The sequence below is a fragment of the Streptomyces sp. NPDC050842 genome (assembly GCF_044456565.1).
In the GTDB taxonomy this organism is placed as follows: domain Bacteria; phylum Actinomycetota; class Actinomycetes; order Streptomycetales; family Streptomycetaceae; genus Streptomyces.
The window spans coordinates 1-15,116 of record NZ_JBITGA010000001.1 but is presented as its reverse complement, the minus strand read 5'-3'; the positions used below and the strand labels follow the sequence as shown (position 1 = coordinate 15,116).

General features: G+C 69.6%; 13 protein-coding genes, 1 rRNA gene and 1 riboswitch. Of the genes, 2 read left to right on the top strand and 12 right to left on the bottom strand.

The window, feature by feature from the left end:
• Positions 1-324: 324 nt before the first annotated feature.
• Positions 325-531 (top strand): DUF5999 family protein, encoded by a 207-nt coding sequence (locus ACIBG6_RS00070; RefSeq protein ID WP_024756896.1) that lies wholly within the window; start codon positions 325-327, stop codon positions 529-531.
• A 96-nt stretch (positions 532-627) separates the two neighbouring features.
• Here ACIBG6_RS00070 and gcvP read toward each other — a convergent pair whose 3' ends face one another.
• Positions 628-3,513 carry an aminomethyl-transferring glycine dehydrogenase gene (gene gcvP / locus ACIBG6_RS00065; RefSeq protein WP_399220154.1) on the bottom strand — a complete coding sequence of 962 codons (2,886 nt, stop codon included), beginning with the start codon at positions 3,511-3,513 and terminating at the stop codon, positions 628-630.
• A 176-nt stretch (positions 3,514-3,689) separates the two neighbouring features.
• A riboswitch (glycine riboswitch) is annotated at positions 3,690-3,789 on the bottom strand.
• Positions 3,790-3,902: 113 nt separating this feature from the next.
• On the opposite strand from gcvP, the gene ACIBG6_RS00060 reads away from it, so the two are divergent.
• Entirely contained in the window at positions 3,903-4,277 is a 375-nt protein-coding gene (locus ACIBG6_RS00060; RefSeq protein WP_399220153.1) for a PRC-barrel domain-containing protein, read from the top strand.
• Positions 4,278-4,438: 161 nt separating this feature from the next.
• On the opposite strand, the gene ACIBG6_RS00055 is transcribed toward ACIBG6_RS00060, so the two are convergent.
• From ACIBG6_RS00055 to rrf, 11 genes are all read right to left on the bottom strand, one after another.
• Positions 4,439-5,845 (bottom strand): DNA polymerase IV, encoded by a 1,407-nt coding sequence (locus ACIBG6_RS00055; protein WP_399220152.1) that lies wholly within the window; start codon positions 5,843-5,845, stop codon positions 4,439-4,441.
• Between the two features lie 96 nt (positions 5,846-5,941).
• On the bottom strand, positions 5,942-6,559 hold the full coding sequence (locus tag ACIBG6_RS00050) for a MerR family transcriptional regulator (RefSeq protein ID WP_399220151.1): 618 nt from the start codon (positions 6,557-6,559) through the stop codon (positions 5,942-5,944).
• Between the two features lie 211 nt (positions 6,560-6,770).
• The gene (locus ACIBG6_RS00045; RefSeq protein ID WP_015032172.1) at positions 6,771-7,244 is read right to left on the bottom strand and encodes a bifunctional nuclease family protein; all 474 of its coding nucleotides are present in this window, start codon (positions 7,242-7,244) and stop codon (positions 6,771-6,773) included.
• Between the two features lie 53 nt (positions 7,245-7,297).
• Entirely contained in the window at positions 7,298-8,041 is a 744-nt protein-coding gene (locus ACIBG6_RS00040; RefSeq protein WP_399220149.1) for a MerR family transcriptional regulator, read from the bottom strand.
• A gap of 29 nt (positions 8,042-8,070) precedes the next feature.
• Positions 8,071-9,012 (bottom strand): FHA domain-containing protein, encoded by a 942-nt coding sequence (locus tag ACIBG6_RS00035; protein ID WP_399221138.1) that lies wholly within the window; start codon positions 9,010-9,012, stop codon positions 8,071-8,073.
• Between the two features lie 81 nt (positions 9,013-9,093).
• Complete coding sequence (locus ACIBG6_RS00030; protein WP_399220148.1) at positions 9,094-10,101, bottom strand: DUF881 domain-containing protein; 1,008 nt, start codon at positions 10,099-10,101, stop codon at positions 9,094-9,096.
• A gap of 23 nt (positions 10,102-10,124) precedes the next feature.
• Positions 10,125-10,457, bottom strand: coding sequence for a small basic family protein (locus ACIBG6_RS00025; RefSeq protein ID WP_015032176.1), 333 nt, complete (start codon positions 10,455-10,457; stop codon positions 10,125-10,127).
• Positions 10,454-11,383, bottom strand: a complete 930-nt coding sequence (locus tag ACIBG6_RS00020) for a DUF881 domain-containing protein (RefSeq protein WP_399220147.1) — start codon at positions 11,381-11,383, stop codon at positions 10,454-10,456. Before ACIBG6_RS00020 ends, ACIBG6_RS00025 begins: the two co-directional genes overlap by 4 nt.
• Before the next feature lie 101 nt (positions 11,384-11,484).
• Complete coding sequence (locus ACIBG6_RS00015; protein ID WP_399220146.1) at positions 11,485-13,980, bottom strand: sugar phosphate nucleotidyltransferase; 2,496 nt, start codon at positions 13,978-13,980, stop codon at positions 11,485-11,487.
• Between the two features lie 116 nt (positions 13,981-14,096).
• On the bottom strand, positions 14,097-14,705 hold the full coding sequence (locus tag ACIBG6_RS00010; RefSeq protein ID WP_399220144.1) for a CDP-alcohol phosphatidyltransferase family protein: 609 nt from the start codon (positions 14,703-14,705) through the stop codon (positions 14,097-14,099).
• A 147-nt stretch (positions 14,706-14,852) separates the two neighbouring features.
• Positions 14,853-14,969, bottom strand: a 5S ribosomal RNA gene (rrf, locus tag ACIBG6_RS00005).
• Positions 14,970-15,116 lie beyond the last annotated feature (147 nt).

The following is a 15,116-nucleotide window of genomic DNA, read 5'->3' as shown; positions in this document are numbered from 1 at the left end:
CCTACGGCTCCCGCCCCGTGACCCGCCCGGGTCACGGGGCGCACTGCTGTCCGACGACCGCGCCCGAACGGCCTTACCGAACGCCGCTCCCGTACGGACTAGCCCGCTCGGACCACTCCGAACCACCCGAAGAGACGGTGCACTTGACCTGAACCGCCCCTGCGGGTGATGCGTCTTCCCCGGAGAGGACGAGCTGACGCGAAATACCTGCGGAAGACCGTCCATGGGGCAAGACTGGGACCGGAACCGAACCGACCGACGGGGGCGGCGATGAGCGCGAAGAGCCGCAGGACATCCACCACGACGCAGCGAAAGAACCCACCCATGTGCCAGCACCAGCCTGCCTGTCCCACCGCCGACTCCAACGACCGGGAGGCGGCCCGCCTGATGGCACACCATCCGGAACAGGGCTGGAGCCTGCTGTGCAACGGCGTCCTGCTCTTCGAGGACACCGGTGAACTGCTGCCGGACGGGCAGATCATCGCCCCGCACCGGCCACTGACGGCGGGACAGGTGACGACCGCCGCCTGAGCGCGCGGGGAGTACGTACGAGGAAGAGAAACGCCGAGGGCCGGCCCGGAGGAGATCCTCCGAACCGGCCCTCGGCTCATGCTCACCGACTCATGCTCAGGCGTCGTACTCGTCCATCGGCGGGCAGGAGCAGACCAGGTTCCGGTCGCCGAAGGCGCCGTCGATGCGGCGGACCGGCGGCCAGTACTTGTCGGCGGCCGAGACACCGGCCGGGAAGACCGCCTCGTCACGGGTGTACGGGTGGTTCCACTCGCCGCCCAGCGCGGCCGCGGTGTGCGGGGCGTTGTGCAGCGGGTTGTCGTCGGCGGGCCACGCGCCCGAGGCGACCTTCTCGATCTCCGCGCGGATCGCGATCATCGTGTCGCAGAAGCGGTCGAGCTCGGTGATGTCCTCGGACTCGGTGGGCTCGATCATCAGCGTGCCGGCCACCGGGAAGGACATCGTCGGCGCGTGGAAGCCGTAGTCGATCAGACGCTTGGCGATGTCGTCGACCGTGACGCCCGTCTCCTTCGAGAGCGGACGCAGGTCCACGATGCACTCGTGGGCGACCAGACCGGCCGGACCGGTGTAGAGCACCGGGAAGTGCGGCTCCAGGCGCTTGGCGATGTAGTTCGCCGCGAGCACGGCGACCTGCGTGGCGCGCTTGAGGCCCTCGCCGCCCATCAGACGCACGTACGACCAGGAGATCGGCAGGATGCCGGCGGAGCCCCACGGGGCCGCCGAGATCGGACCGACGCCGGTCTCCGGGCCCGCGGTGGGCTGGAGCGGGTGGTTCGGCAGGTACGGGGCGAGGTGCGCCCGCACACCGACCGGACCGACACCGGGGCCGCCGCCGCCGTGCGGAATGCAGAAGGTCTTGTGCAGATTGAGGTGCGAGACGTCGCCACCGAACTTGCCCGGCTTGGCGAGCCCGACGAGCGCGTTGAGGTTGGCACCGTCGACGTACACCTGACCGCCGGCGTCGTGGACCTCGGCGCAGATGTCGGCGACGTGCTCCTCGAAGACGCCGTGCGTGGACGGGTAGGTGATCATCAGCACGGACAGCTCGTCGCGGTACTGCTCGATCTTGGCGCGCAGGTCCGCGATGTCGACCTCGCCGTCGTCGGCGGTCTTGACGACGACGACCTTCATGCCGGCCATCACCGCGGAGGCGGCGTTGGTGCCGTGCGCGGAGGACGGGATGAGGCAGACGGTGCGCTGGAGGTCGCCGTTGGCGCGGTGGTAGGCGCGGACGGCCAGCAGACCGGCGAGCTCGCCCTGCGAACCGGCGTTGGGCTGGATCGACACCTTGTCGTATCCGGTGACCTCGGCGAGGCGCTCTTCCAGCTCGGTGATGAGCGTGACGTAGCCCTGTGCCTGGTCGATCGGGGCGAAGGGGTGGATCTGGCCGAACTCGGGCCAGGTCACCGGCTCCATCTCGGTCGTCGCGTTCAGCTTCATCGTGCAGGAGCCGAGCGGGATCATGCCGCGGTCGAGCGCGTAGTCGCGGTCGGCGAGCTTGCGCAGGTAGCGCAGCATCGACGTCTCGGAGCGGTGCGCGTGGAAGACCGGGTGGGTCAGGTACGCGTCGGAGCGCAGCAGCCCGGCGGGCAGCGTGTCCTCGGCGGCGGCGTCCAGGGCCTCGACGTCGCCGTCGACACCGAAGGCGCCCCAGACGGCGGTGAGCTGCTCGCGTCCGGTGGTCTCGTCACAGGAGATCGAGACGACATCGGCGTCGACGCGGTAGAGGTTCACTCCGGCGTCGCGGGCGGCGGCGACGACCTCGTCGGCCTTGCCGGGCACCCGGACGGTCAGGGTGTCGAAGTACGAACCGTGCACGACCTCGACGCCACCGGCGGTGAGACCCGCGGCGAGGATCGTGGCGTACCGGTGGGTCCGCTGCGCGATCCCCTTCAGTCCGTCCGGCCCGTGGTAGACGGCGTACATGCCGGCCATGACGGCGAGCAGCACCTGAGCCGTACAGATGTTGCTGGTGGCCTTCTCACGGCGGATGTGCTGCTCGCGGGTCTGCAGGGCGAGGCGGTACGCGCGGTTGCCGTCGGCGTCGACGGACACACCCACCAGACGACCGGGCAGGGAGCGGGCGTGCTTGTCCTGCACGGCCATGAAGCCGGCGTGGGGACCGCCGAAGCCCATGGGCACGCCGAAGCGCTGCGTCGTGCCGACGGCGATGTCCGCGCCCAGCTCGCCGGGCGAGGTGAGCAGGGTCAGCGCGAGCAGGTCGGCGGCGACGGTGACGACGGCACCGAGCTCGTGGGCGGCGTCGATCAGCGGCTTGATGTCGCGGACGGCACCGGAGGCACCCGGGTACTGGATCAGCACACCGAAGACACCACGCGCGGCGATCTCGGCGGGAATCCCGTCGCTGAGATCCGCGACGACGACCTCGACACCGGTCGGCTCGGCGCGGGTCTCGATGACGGCGATCGTCTGCGGCAGGGCGTCGGCGTCGATGAGGAAGACACCGTTCTTGACCTTGCCGACGCGCCGGGAGAGGGCCATGGCCTCGGCGGCGGCGGTGCCCTCGTCGAGGAGGGAGGCGCCCGAGGTGGGCAGACCGGTCAGGTCGGCGACCATGGTCTGGAAGTTGAGCAGCGCCTCCAGGCGCCCCTGCGAGATCTCGGGCTGGTACGGCGTGTACGCCGTGTACCAGGCCGGGTTCTCCATGACGTTCCGGAGAATGACCGGAGGCGTGAAGGTCCCGTAGTACCCGAGGCCGATCATCGGGGCGAGGACCTGGTTGCCGTCGGCGAGCGTGCGCAGCTCGGCCAGCACCTGGGCCTCCGTGCGCGCGGCCGGCAGGCCCAGCGCCTCGGCGTTCTTGATCACGTCCGGCACCGCGGCGGCGGTGAGCTCGTCGAGCGAGCCGTAACCGACCTGAGCGAGCATCTTGGCGCGCGCCTCGGCGTCGGGCCCGATGTGCCGCTGCTCGAACGGGATGCCCTGTTCGAGCTCGGAGAGCGGAATGCGGTTGGCGGTCATGTACGGAGGCCTCCTGGTCGTCACGACCTGCGAGGGGCACCACGGCGCGGGTACCCGGACGGCCTCCCCCTCTGTCATCTCAACCTGAGAGTTTCACCGGCACGCCTCGCGGCACGCCGGCTTTCACCGTCGGTGAGAGCGCATGCCGTGGACACCGCTCTGCTTTCCAGAGTGACCTCGTCCGCGCGGTACAGGGGCCTGAGAGATTCCGGGGAGGATTTGCTCCTTCGGCGCCCTCCGGAAGGTTTCTCCGGGGGACTCTCCCGCACAGGGTCGACAGCCACAGCCAGCCTACCAGCGAGGTTGCGGCTCCCATCGCTCAAGTGGCCGATATCCCAGATGTGCACTTTCGTAGGGGTGTAGAGCAGTTGCGACCAGTTGGAGGGACCGTGCAGACCGACATCGATCCGCGCAGCCTGATCGGCCGCAAGGCGTTCGACCGGAGCGGACACAAGATCGGAACCGTGGACGAGGTGTACCTGGACGACGCGACCGGCATCCCGGAATGGGCCGCGGTCCGCACCGGCCTGTTCAGCCGGGACGCCTTCGTCCCCCTGGAGCCGAGCGACCTCCTGGAAGACGGCCTCCACATCCCGTTCGAACGCGCACTCATCAAGGACGCCCCGGACTTCGGCGTAGGCCGCCACCTCTCCCCGGAACAGGAGCTCCAGCTCTACCGCCACTACAGCCTCACGCTCCCGCCCTCACCCCAGAACCCCCAGGACACGGACTTCGGCCGCCTGGCAGGCCAAGAGGGCCCCTGACCGAGGCACGCCCGCAGAAGACCCCACTCGGGTAGGCGCCCCACAGCCGCACCCGCACCTCCCCCCACCGCACCGCACCGCACGGGCGGCGAAGGCGGGAGCCCAAAGCCCGGCCGAAAGGCCGGGCGCCCCCCTACACCCCGCCCCCGACCACCGAGCCGTCACGCCCCCGCCCGACACTCCCCCCGCACCAAGGGCAACGGCTCGGAGGGCTCCAGGTCCGGATCGTCCACCGAGAACGTCCGCACCCGCCCCGGCGCCGACCACGGCTCCTCGAACCGCACCGTGACCCGCCCGACCCCGCTCCCCTGCACCCACCCTGCCCCGTGCACGGCGTGCCGTACGTCGTGCCCGGGCGCCCACCGCCGCTCGACGGCGACAGCCCCGGCAGACCCAGCCTCATGAGCCGCACCGCCTGCGTCGGCACCGGAACCGGCCCCCGCCGACCCCACCGCCTCCGACTCCGCCGCCGCCACCGCGACCGCCGCCCGCTCCTCCTCGGCCTGAGCGAAGAGATCCTCCTGCGTGTAGTCCGCGAGGCCGCTCACGCCCACCCCGAGCAGCCGCACGCCCCCGGTCGTGTCGACCGCCTCCAGGAGCCGCCCTGCGGCCTCCCGGACGACCACGGGGTCGTCCGTCGGCCCCCGCAGCGTCTCGGACCGGGTCAGCGTCGAGAAGTCGTACCGCCGCACCTTGAGGACGATGGTCCGCCCCGAGTGCCCCGAGGCCCGCAGCCGCCCCACGCACCGCTCGGCGAGCCGCTCCACCTCGGTCCTGATCCGCACGCGGTCGTGCAGGTCGACGTCGAAGGTGTCCTCGACCGACACCGATTTGGCGTCCCGCTCGGCCACCACGGCCCGATCGTCGTACCCCTGGGCCATCCGGTACAGCGAGGCCCCGTGCGCCCGCCCCAGCAGCCGTACGAGCTCGTCCTCGCCCGCCTCGGCCAGGTCGGAGACCGTGGTCATCCCGGCGCGCCGCAGATGCTCCCCGGTCGCGGGCCCGACGCCGGGCAGGATCCGCACGGACCGGGGCCCGAGCAGCTCCCTCTCGGTCCCCGGCTCGATGAGGACGAGCCCGTCCGGCTTGGCCTCCTCCGAGGCGATCTTCGCGATCATCTTCGACCCCGCGAGCCCCACCGACCCCGTCAGCCCCGTCGTCGCCAGGATGTCGGCCCGCAGCCGCTCGCCGACGACCCGCGCGCCGGCGCTGTCGTCGGCGAGGCCCCCGGCCTCCAGGTCCACGAAGGCCTCGTCGAGGCTGAGCGGCTCCACGAGCGGCGAGAGGCGCCCGAGGAGCTCCATGACCTGCTCACTGATCGACCGGTAGAAGGCGAAGCGCGGGACGAGATACGCGGCGTTCGGCGCGAGCCGCCGCGCCTGGCCCATCGGCATGGCCGAGTGCACCCCGAAACGGCGTGCCTCGTACGAGGCGGTGGCGACCACTCCGCGCGGCCCGAGACCCCCGACGACCACGGGTTTTCCGCGCAGGCTGGGCTTCGCCGCCTGCTCGGCGGCGGCGAAGAACGCATCCATGTCGAGATGCAGGATCGTCGGCGCGGCTCTCACACTTCCGATGCTGCCCCATGCCACTGACAACGGGGCGGCAACCACCCGGCACCACCACCCCCGAAAGCGCCGCAGAGACGCCCCCTGGCAGAGGGCTCAGACCGCCTTGTCGCGCCGCCGCCGGGCGAGCTCGTCACCCGGGTTGTGCCCGACGAGCGTCTCGCCCGTGTCGACCCGCTCCCCGTGCAGCTGCGAGAGTGCGGCCTCCACGTCCCGCCAGACGACCCCGACGGCGATCCCGAAGACGCCCTGACCGCCCTGGAGCAGGTCGACGACCTCGTCGGGAGAGGAGCACTCGTAGACCGTGGCCCCGTCGCTCATGAGCGTCATCCGCTCCAGATCGCGGAAGCCCCGGGCGCGCAGGTGCTGCACCGCCGCCCGGATGTTCTGCAGGGCCACCCCGGTGTCGAGGAAGCGCTTGACGATCTTCAGGACGACGACGTCGCGGAAGCTGTAGAGCCGCTGGGTCCCCGACCCGTACGCGGGCCGCACGCTCGGCTCCACGAGTCCGGTGCGCGCCCAGTAGTCCAGCTGCCGATAGGTGATGCCGGCGGCCGCGCAGGCCGTGGGGCCGCGGTAGCCGACCACGTCACCCGCCGGGCCCGTACTCTCGTCCGCCCCGAAGTCGCCCACACTGCCGTGAAGCGGATACGGACCGGACTCCCCGGACACGCGTCCGAGCGAGCTCCCTGCCGTACCGTCCGCGCTGCTCATCACGCCGACCCTCCGTCCTTGACCTGCCCACACGAAGGTAGGCAGTCACTCGGGGTGCGTCAACGATCGCCACACTCGGCACGCCGAGTGATAATCACCCTGAGAGTGGTTTGCCGTGTCTCTCCCCGGGGAAAGGCTACTCGAATGCTCTGACGGCACCCCGCGAACGGCCCGCACGACCGGCCTCGCAAGCGGCCTCCGGCCGCACGTCTCACTGACTGTTGGTCCCGAAGTCCTCCGGTGAGATCTGGTCGAGAAACTCGCGGAACTTCTCCACCTCGTCCTCCTGCTCGTCCGGAATCGCGATACCGGCGTCGTCCAGCACACCGTCACTGCCGTAGATCGGCGTTCCGGTCCGCAGGGCCAGTGCTATCGCGTCGGACGGCCGGGCGCTCACCTCGACGCCGCTGGCGAAGACCAGCTCGGCGTAGAAGACCCCGTCACGCAGATCCGTGATGCGGACCTCGGTGAGCTCCTGCCCCACGGCCTCCAGCACGTCCTTGAAGAGGTCGTGCGTCAGCGGCCGCGGAGGGGCCATCCCCTGCTGGGCGAAGGCGATCGCGGTCGCCTCACCCGGTCCGATCCAGATGGGGAGGTACCGATCGCCTCCCACTTCCCGCAGGAGCACGATCGGCTGGTTGGAGGGCATTTCCACCCGGACACCCACAACGTCGAGCTCGTTCACACAGCAACCCTAGGACGTGCCCGACCGGTTTGGATAGTCGGGCCCGTCCAAGATCACTGGAGCCGGATGCCCAGAGCCGTCTGTACGAAGGCCGCGTGCAGCCTCACGGAGAGCTCGGCGAGCTCCTTCGCGGTGGCCTCCGCATGTGCTCTGGTCTGCGGATTACGGTGCCGGCGCAGCGGCGCGACCATCTGTTCGAGGAGTCCGGCCTCGCGGTCGGCGGCCGCCTTCATGCCCCGCAGGTGCCGGGGTTCGAGACCGAATCTCCCCAGATCCGCGACAAGTCTGGCGATGGTGACGGCCTCCGCGTCGTAGCCGCCGCCCCGCACCTCGGCGATGAGACCGAACGACTCCCACGCGGCGAGCTCGGCCTCGGTCACCTCTGCGGCGGCGATCAGCTCGGCCCGGCCGATCCGCGTGGCGGTGGGCGGTTCCCCGTCCTGTTCCCAGGGTCCGTCCAGCAGCTCTCCCCGGCGCCCGGGCGCCGGGAGGCTGACCTGCTCGCCCCGGGCGAGAGCGTCGAGATGCTCACGGATGACCTTCAGCGGAAGATAGTGGTCCCGCTGCATCCGCAGGATCTGAGCGAGCCGCTCCACGTCCTGCGGGCTGAACTTCCGGTACCCGGACGCCGTCCGCCGGGGCTCCACGAGCCCCTCGGCCTCCAGGAACCGGATCTTGGAGATCGTCACTTCGGGAAATTCGTCGCGCAGCTGGTTCAGCACCGTGCCGATGCTCACCAGCCGGTCGCCCGCGGTGGCGGTGCCGTTTCCGGCACCGCCCGTCGGTGTTCGCAGCATGGACCTTCCCTGAAGGCTTCTCCGAGGCGTCACACGCCTCGCTGGCTCGAATAGAAGACCAGCCGGTACTTGCCGATCTGCACCTCGTCGCCGTTGGACAGCACGACCGATTCGATCGGCTCACGGTTGACGTACGTGCCGTTGAGGCTGCCGACGTCGGCGACGGTGAAGCTGCCGTCCTGTGCCCGCCGGAACTCGACATGGCGCCGGGAGACGGTGAAGTCGTCCAGGAAGATGTCGCTCTGCGGGTGACGGCCGGCCGTCGTCAGCTCTCCGTCGAGCAGGAACCGGCTGCCGGAGTTCGGCCCCCGGCGCACCACGAGGAGCGCGGACCCCAGAGGCAGGGCCTCCACGGCCGCGAGCGCCTCGGGAGACAGCGACGGAAGCTGGGTCTGGCCCGTGACCTCCGCGTCGTACGCCTCAAGCCCCGAGATGGAGATCGTCGACGTCGTCTCGGACGCACGCTCGGCGGCGACCCCGCCTCGCAGCGGCGTGCCGCAGTGAGAGCAGAAGCGGCTGTCGGCCGCGTTGCGGTGACCGCACCTCGTACACACCGGCATGGACGCATCCTCCTGCCGCGGCAGCCCCGCGGAGGTCTGTGTCGCGTACGGGTCGGGGGTAAACCCTCCACCCGTACTTGAGGTTGATGGTTCCCCGAAACCTATGCGTCCGGCCCCGGCGGGGTCAACAGAAGACGCGCCCTGCGCGCCCGAAATGTCACCGCCCTGACCGTCGACCTCATCGCGGAAGAGCGGGCGCTCGCCGCCCTGCTCCTCGCTCTGGGCATGGCGCGGCGCGCGGTGCCTGGCGTTGCCGCCGTCCTCGCGTGCGCTCTTGCCGAACAACTTCGCAAACAACTTCACGGGCGATTCCCCTTGACCGAAACAGACCCGCCCGTGGGGCAGGACGAACCGAGATCCATCACACCTGCCGACCCGGACACCTTCACAACGTCCGTATCCTCCGGACAGTTTCCACCACGCACCACCGTTGTGGTGCGCCGACCCCCCGCAACGTCATGCCCTTGTCGCGGGACCCCCTCGTCCCCCGCGTCACTGCGAGGACGACTGAGCGTAGTCAGGCCGCTTCGCGGGTCGCAAGGCGTCGACGACGATCTTCGTCGACCGCTCCACCGTGGCCGTGGCCTGCTCCTTCTCGAGGGTCTGCACGACACCGCCGGGGATGTTGAGCGCGGGCTCGAGATCCTCCGGCTTGCCGATGACCTTGAAGACGTACGGAGCGGCCACCTTCGTTCCATCGATTCGCATGTCGTCACCGCTACCGGTGAAATAACTGTCCGCCACCACGCGCACACCGTTGACCTGGATCGCCTCGGCACCCGCCGCGCGCAGCTCCTGGATGGCGTCGAGCAGCATGTCGGACTCGACGGCGCCGGTGGGATCGCCGACGGTCAGGGTGATCCCCGGCCCCTCGGCGGCTACCGTGCCGGCCAGGATCCCGAGCTGCCGCTCCTTCTCCTGGGTCTGCTTGCGGGCCTCCTCGGCCTGGTCCGAGCTGGACTCGAGCTCGGAGCGCTGCTTTTCGAGCCGAGCCTTCTCGTCCTCCAGGCGCTGTGTGCGGTCGTCGAGCTCGTCGAGGATCCGCACGAGGTCCTCCTGCCGCGCCCCGCGCAGCGCGCTGTTCTCGCTGGTCGAGGAGACCTGGATGGCGAGCCCCAGACCGAGCACGAACAGCAGCAGCGCGACGATGAGTTGGGCCCGGGTGACCCGCGGCGGCCACACAGCGGCGGCGAGCCTCCGCCGCCCACTCGGCTCGGCCACGCCGGGAGCGACGGGCGCGTCCACGGCCTCGGCGGTCTCCGGACTCCGGGACCCCCCGGGCTGCTCCGCCTTCTCGTCCGGCGCGGACCTCTGCGAACTCTGAGGGCGCTGCGGCTCCTGAGGGCTCTCAGCGCTCCGCGGACCCTGAGGGCGCTGCGGCTCCTGAGGGCTCTGAGCGCTCCGCGGACCCTGAAGGCCCTGTGGCTCCTGAGAGCTCTGCGGCTCCTGAGGCTTCTGAGGGTCTTGGGGGCTCTGGGGCGTGTCGGGGTTCTCAGGCATCTGAGGGTCCTCGCTCATCGGCCTCACGCCCGGAACACGTGGCGCCGGATGGCGGCCGCGTTGGAGAAGATCCGGATACCGAGCACGACGACCACACCGGTCGACAGCTGCGCGCCCACGCCCAGCTTGTCGCCGAGGAAGACGATCAGCGCGGCCACGACCACGTTCGAGAGGAACGACACCACGAATACCTTGTCGACGAAGATCCCGTCGAGCATGGCCCGCAGACCGCCGAAGACCGCGTCCAGGGCGGCGACCACGGCGATCGGAAGGTAGGGCTCGACCACCGCCGGCACCTCGGGCCGGACCAACAGTCCGACCACGACTCCGACGATCAGGCCCAGTACGGCGATCACGATGTGCCCTTCCCTGTGTCGGCCGTGGCCCGACCGGACGGCGTCGCCGCCCCGGCCCCCCTCGGCTCTGCTGTACGTACGGTCAGGCTCGGCGCGGCCGGCAGGCGTACGTCGCCCTCGGCCGAGATGCTGCTCCTGATCCCGAAGTTCTCCACCAGCGCGTGCAGATACTGTCCGTCGGCGCTGTCCTGGAACGCTGTGCTCAGCCGCTGTCCGTCCCCGATCGCGAGGACGACGTACGGCGGCACCAGCGGCTTGTTGTCGACCAGTATGGCGTCGCCGGCGGCCCTGATCGCGGACAGCGATGTCAGCCGCTGGCCGTTGATCGAGACGGCCTCGGCGCCGGACTCCCACAGGCCGTTGACCACGCGCTGCATGTCCCGGTCGCGGACCCGGCCGGTGTCGGAGAAGCCACTGCTCTCCCGCGGTCCCCCGCCTCCGGTGTCGGTGCCCTTGGCGTCGTCGACGACCAGCTTCACGCCAGGTCCGTGCACCGGCGTCGCGCCCGACAGCAGGCCGACGAGCTCGGCCTGGTCCCCGCCGTGCTGCTCCAGCGCCTGCCGCTGGCGTTCCCCGACCTCGGTCCGGATCCGCTCGACGTCACGCTCCAGCTGATCGGCGGCCGAGGTCTCGCCCTCGATCCGGTCGATCAGGTCCTGCCGTTCCTTGGCGACCACCGGCGCGGAGATCCGCGCCTCGGCCGCGCCCACCGTCACCACGGCCGCGGCGAGCACGAGGCCCGCGGCGACACCGAGCTTGGCGCGCAGACTACGGGGCAGACCACCACCCTCGGCCTCGCGCCGGGCCGTGGCCTCCGCGTAGCCGTCGTCGAGCGCGTGGTCGATCACGTTGTTCAGCAGCGACATCGACGCGTCCGGACGCGGCGGCGGTGATCCGGTGCTCCGAACGGGGGGCTGCTGCGACATGCCGCACATCGTCGCACGTCGCACGGCCTACCACCGAATGGCCCCCGCAATGGGCCGGGAGGCGCCCCGGCGGGCGCCTCCCGGCCGTACGGTCCGCTCCGTCAGCGACCTGCGCTGTCGACCACCTCGGTCCACTCGTCGAGCAGGGCCTGCGCGGAGGCGTCGTCGGGGCCCTCCGCCCACAGATGGGTGACGGCCTCCGCGGGGTCGGGCAGCACCATCACCCAGCGCCCGTCGGCCTCGACCACCCGCACCCCGTCGGTGGTGTCCACGGACCGGCTGCCCGCCGCCTCCACCACCCGACGCATGACCAGCCCCTTCACCGCCCACGGGGTCGCGATGTCCTTCTTCAGGACGTGGGCACGCGGAATCCGCGCGTCGATCTGGCTCAGCGTGAGCTGAGTCCGCGCCACGAGACCGATGAGCCGCACGAAGGCGGCCGCCCCGTCGAAGACACTGCTGAACTCGGGCACGATGAACCCACCGCGCCCGTCACCGCCGAAGATCGTCGATTCCTCACGGCCCACTCGCGTGAGGTCGTCGGGCGAGGTCGTCGTCCACTCCACCTGTGTGCCGTGGTACGCGGCGACCTGCTCGGCGATCCTCGTGGTCGTCACGGGCAGCGCGACCCGCCCCGAACGCCGCTCGGCCGCCACCAGGTCGAGCATCACCAGGAGCGCCCGGTCGTCCTCGATGATCCGCCCCCGCTCGTCGACGAGCGAGAGCCGTTCGCCCACGGGGTCGAACCGCACCCCGAACGCCGCCCGCGCCGACGCCACGATCTCCCCCAGGCGTACGAGCCCGGCCCGCCGGCTCTCGGCCGACTCGGTGGGCCGGGACTCGTCGAGCCCCGGGTTGATCACCAGCGAATCCACCTGGAGCCGGCCGAGCAGACTCGGCAGGACGAGCCCCGCACTGCCGTTGGAGGCGTCCACGACGACCTTCAGCCCCGCCTCCGCGATGCCGGTGGTGTCGACGTTCCGCAGCAGCGACCCGGTGTACGAGTCGAAGACGCTCGCAGGGAAGGAGAGGTCACCGATCTCCCCCGGGAAGGCCCGCCGGTACTCCTGCCGCGCGAACACCCGGTCGAGCTTCCGCTGCCCGGCCTGCGAGAGGTCCGCCCCACGCTCGTCGAAGAACATGATGTCCACGGAGTCCGGCACACCCGGCGAGGTCCGGACCATGATCCCGCCGGCACTCCCCCGCGCGGTCTGCTGCCTTGCCACGGGCAGCGGTACGTTCTCCAGGTCCCGTACGTCGATGGCACTGGCCTGCAACGCCGAGATCACCGCCCGCTTCAGCGCCCGGGCACCCCGGGAGTGGTCACGAGCCGTGGTGACGGTCGCACCCTTCTTGAGCGTCGTGGCGTAGGCCCCGGCGAGACGTACGGCCAGCTCCGGCGTGATCTCCACATTGAGGATGCCGGACACCCCGCGCGCCCCGAAGAGGTGCGCCTGCCCCCGGGACTCCCAGATGACCGAGGTGTTGACGAAGGCACCGGCCTCGATCGTCTTGAACGGATAGACCCGGACGTTCCCCTGCACGATCGATTCTTCGCCGACCAGGCACTCGTCCCCGATCACGGCCCCGTCCTCGATGCGGGCCGCCCGCATGATGTCGGTGTTCTTGCCGATCACACAGCCGCGCAGATTGCTCTGCTGGCCAATGTAGACGTTGTCATGCACGACGGCCTTGTGCAGGAAGGCCCCGCTCTTGATCACCACGTTCGAGCCGATGACGGTGTGCTCACGGATCTCGGCACCGGCCTCGACCTTGGCGTAGTCCCCGATGTAGAGCGGCCCGCGCAGCACGGCGTCCGGATGCACCTCGGCGCCTTCGGCGACCCAGACACCGGGTGAGATCTCGAAGCCGTCGATGTCGACCTGGACCTTGCCCTCGAGAACATCCGCCTGTGCCTTCACATAGCTCTCGTGGGTGCCGACGTCCTCCCAGTAGCCCTCGGCGACATAGCCGTAGATCGGCTTGCCCTCCTTCATGAGCTGAGGGAAGACGTCACCCGACCAGTCCACCGAAACGTCGGCCGCGACGTAGTCGAATACCTCGGGCTCCATCACGTAGATGCCCGTGTTCACCGTGTCGGAGAAGACCTGTCCCCAGGTGGGCTTCTCCAGGAAACGTTCGACCTTTCCCTCTTCGTCCACGATGGTGATCCCGAATTCCAAGGGATTCGGAACCCTGGTGAGGCAGACGGTGACGAGGGCGCCCTTCTCCTTGTGGAAGGCGATGAGATCGGTCAGATCGAAATCTGTGAGCGCGTCCCCCGAGATGACGAGAAAAGCGTCGTCCTTCAACGCTTCTTCGGCATTCTTCACGCTGCCCGCTGTACCGAGCGGTTTCTCCTCGTTGGCGTAAGTGAGCTCCATCCCGAGCTCTTCGCCGTCGCCGAAGTAGTTCCTGACGAGAGAGGCGAGAAACTGGACGGTGACGACGGTCTCATTGAGACCGTGCCTCTTGAGCAGTCGCAGGACGTGCTCCATGATCGGCCGGTTTGCCACCGGCAGAAGAGGCTTGGGCATGCTCGAGGTCATGGGGCGAAGTCGGGTTCCTTCGCCACCGGCCATCACGACGGCCTTCATGTCGGAAGCGTCCTCCTTGAAGAGACGACGGTCCTGCCGACTTCACCTGTCCGCTCGGTGGCCCTCGGGCGTCCTCGTTCCTGCCGGCGACGTTGCTCGGCACGGGACGGACGGGCTCAATCGGCCGCGGTATCCGCCTTCACGAGTCGACGGACCTGGACCACGTAGAGGATCCCTGCCCACCAATACAGAGTTGTACCCCATCCTGCGAAGGCCCACCCGAAAACTTCAGCGAGTGACGAGAGCCAGCCCGTTCCGTTACTGAGAAGCAGCAACGGGAACGCGTACATCAAGTTGAATGTCGCAGCTTTCCCGAGGAAGTTCACCTGCGGCGGCGGGTAGCCGTGCCGCCGGAGGATTCCCACCATGACCAGCAGCATCGCCTCACGTGCCAGCAGGGCGGCGGTCAGCCACAGCGGCAGGATCTCGCGCCAGGTGAGCCCCACGAGCGTGGACAGGATGTACAGCCGGTCGGCGGCCGGGTCGAGCAGCCGGCCGAGGTTGCTGATCTGGTTCCAGCGCCGGGCGAGCTTGCCGTCGAGATAGTCGCTGACGCCGCTGAGCATCAGGACGAGCAGCGCCCACCCGTCGCTGTTGGGTCCACCGAACTCGGGGCGGAGAATGAGCCACAGAAACAGCGGCACGCCGAGAAGACGCGCCATGCTGAGAATGTTGGGGATGGTGAGGACCCGGTCGGTCTGAACGCGAGTCTCCTGGACCTCCACCCGGGGGCCTCCTGCTGGGATGGTGCCGACGTTGCCCCCTGACCCTACCCGCAGCCATGACACAACCGCGCACAGGGTCCCGACTGCCGGCAGAACGCAAAAATGCCTCAACCCCCGGACAAAGTCCGGGGGTTGAGGCTAAAAATTGTTCGGCGGCGTCCTACTCTCCCACAGGGTCCCCCCTGCAGTACCATCGGCGCTGAAAGGCTTAGCTTCCGGGTTCGGAATGTAACCGGGCGTTTCCCTAACGCTATGACCACCGAAACTCTATGAAGATATGAACCGCCGCACCACCCAAAGGGGGGCGTGTTCGTTACTTCAGAACTAACACAGTGGACGCGAGCAACTGAGGACAAGCCCTCGGCCTATTAGTACCGGTCAGCTCCACCCATTACTGGGCTTCCACATCCG

Coding starts and splice junctions, on each gene's coding strand:
- ACIBG6_RS00070 (WP_024756896.1), top strand. CDS start 325: ATGTGCCAGCACCAGCCTGCCTGTCCCACCGCCGACTCCAACGACCGG.
- gcvP (WP_399220154.1), bottom strand. CDS start 3,513: ATGACCGCCAACCGCATTCCGCTCTCCGAGCTCGAACAGGGCATCCCG.
- ACIBG6_RS00050 (WP_399220151.1), bottom strand. CDS start 6,559: ATGAGCAGCGCGGACGGTACGGCAGGGAGCTCGCTCGGACGCGTGTCC.
- ACIBG6_RS00040 (WP_399220149.1), bottom strand. CDS start 8,041: ATGCTGCGAACACCGACGGGCGGTGCCGGAAACGGCACCGCCACCGCG.
- ACIBG6_RS00030 (WP_399220148.1), bottom strand. CDS start 10,101: ATGCCTGAGAACCCCGACACGCCCCAGAGCCCCCAAGACCCTCAGAAG.
- ACIBG6_RS00020 (WP_399220147.1), bottom strand. CDS start 11,383: ATGTCGCAGCAGCCCCCCGTTCGGAGCACCGGATCACCGCCGCCGCGT.
- ACIBG6_RS00015 (WP_399220146.1), bottom strand. CDS start 13,980: ATGAAGGCCGTCGTGATGGCCGGTGGCGAAGGAACCCGACTTCGCCCC.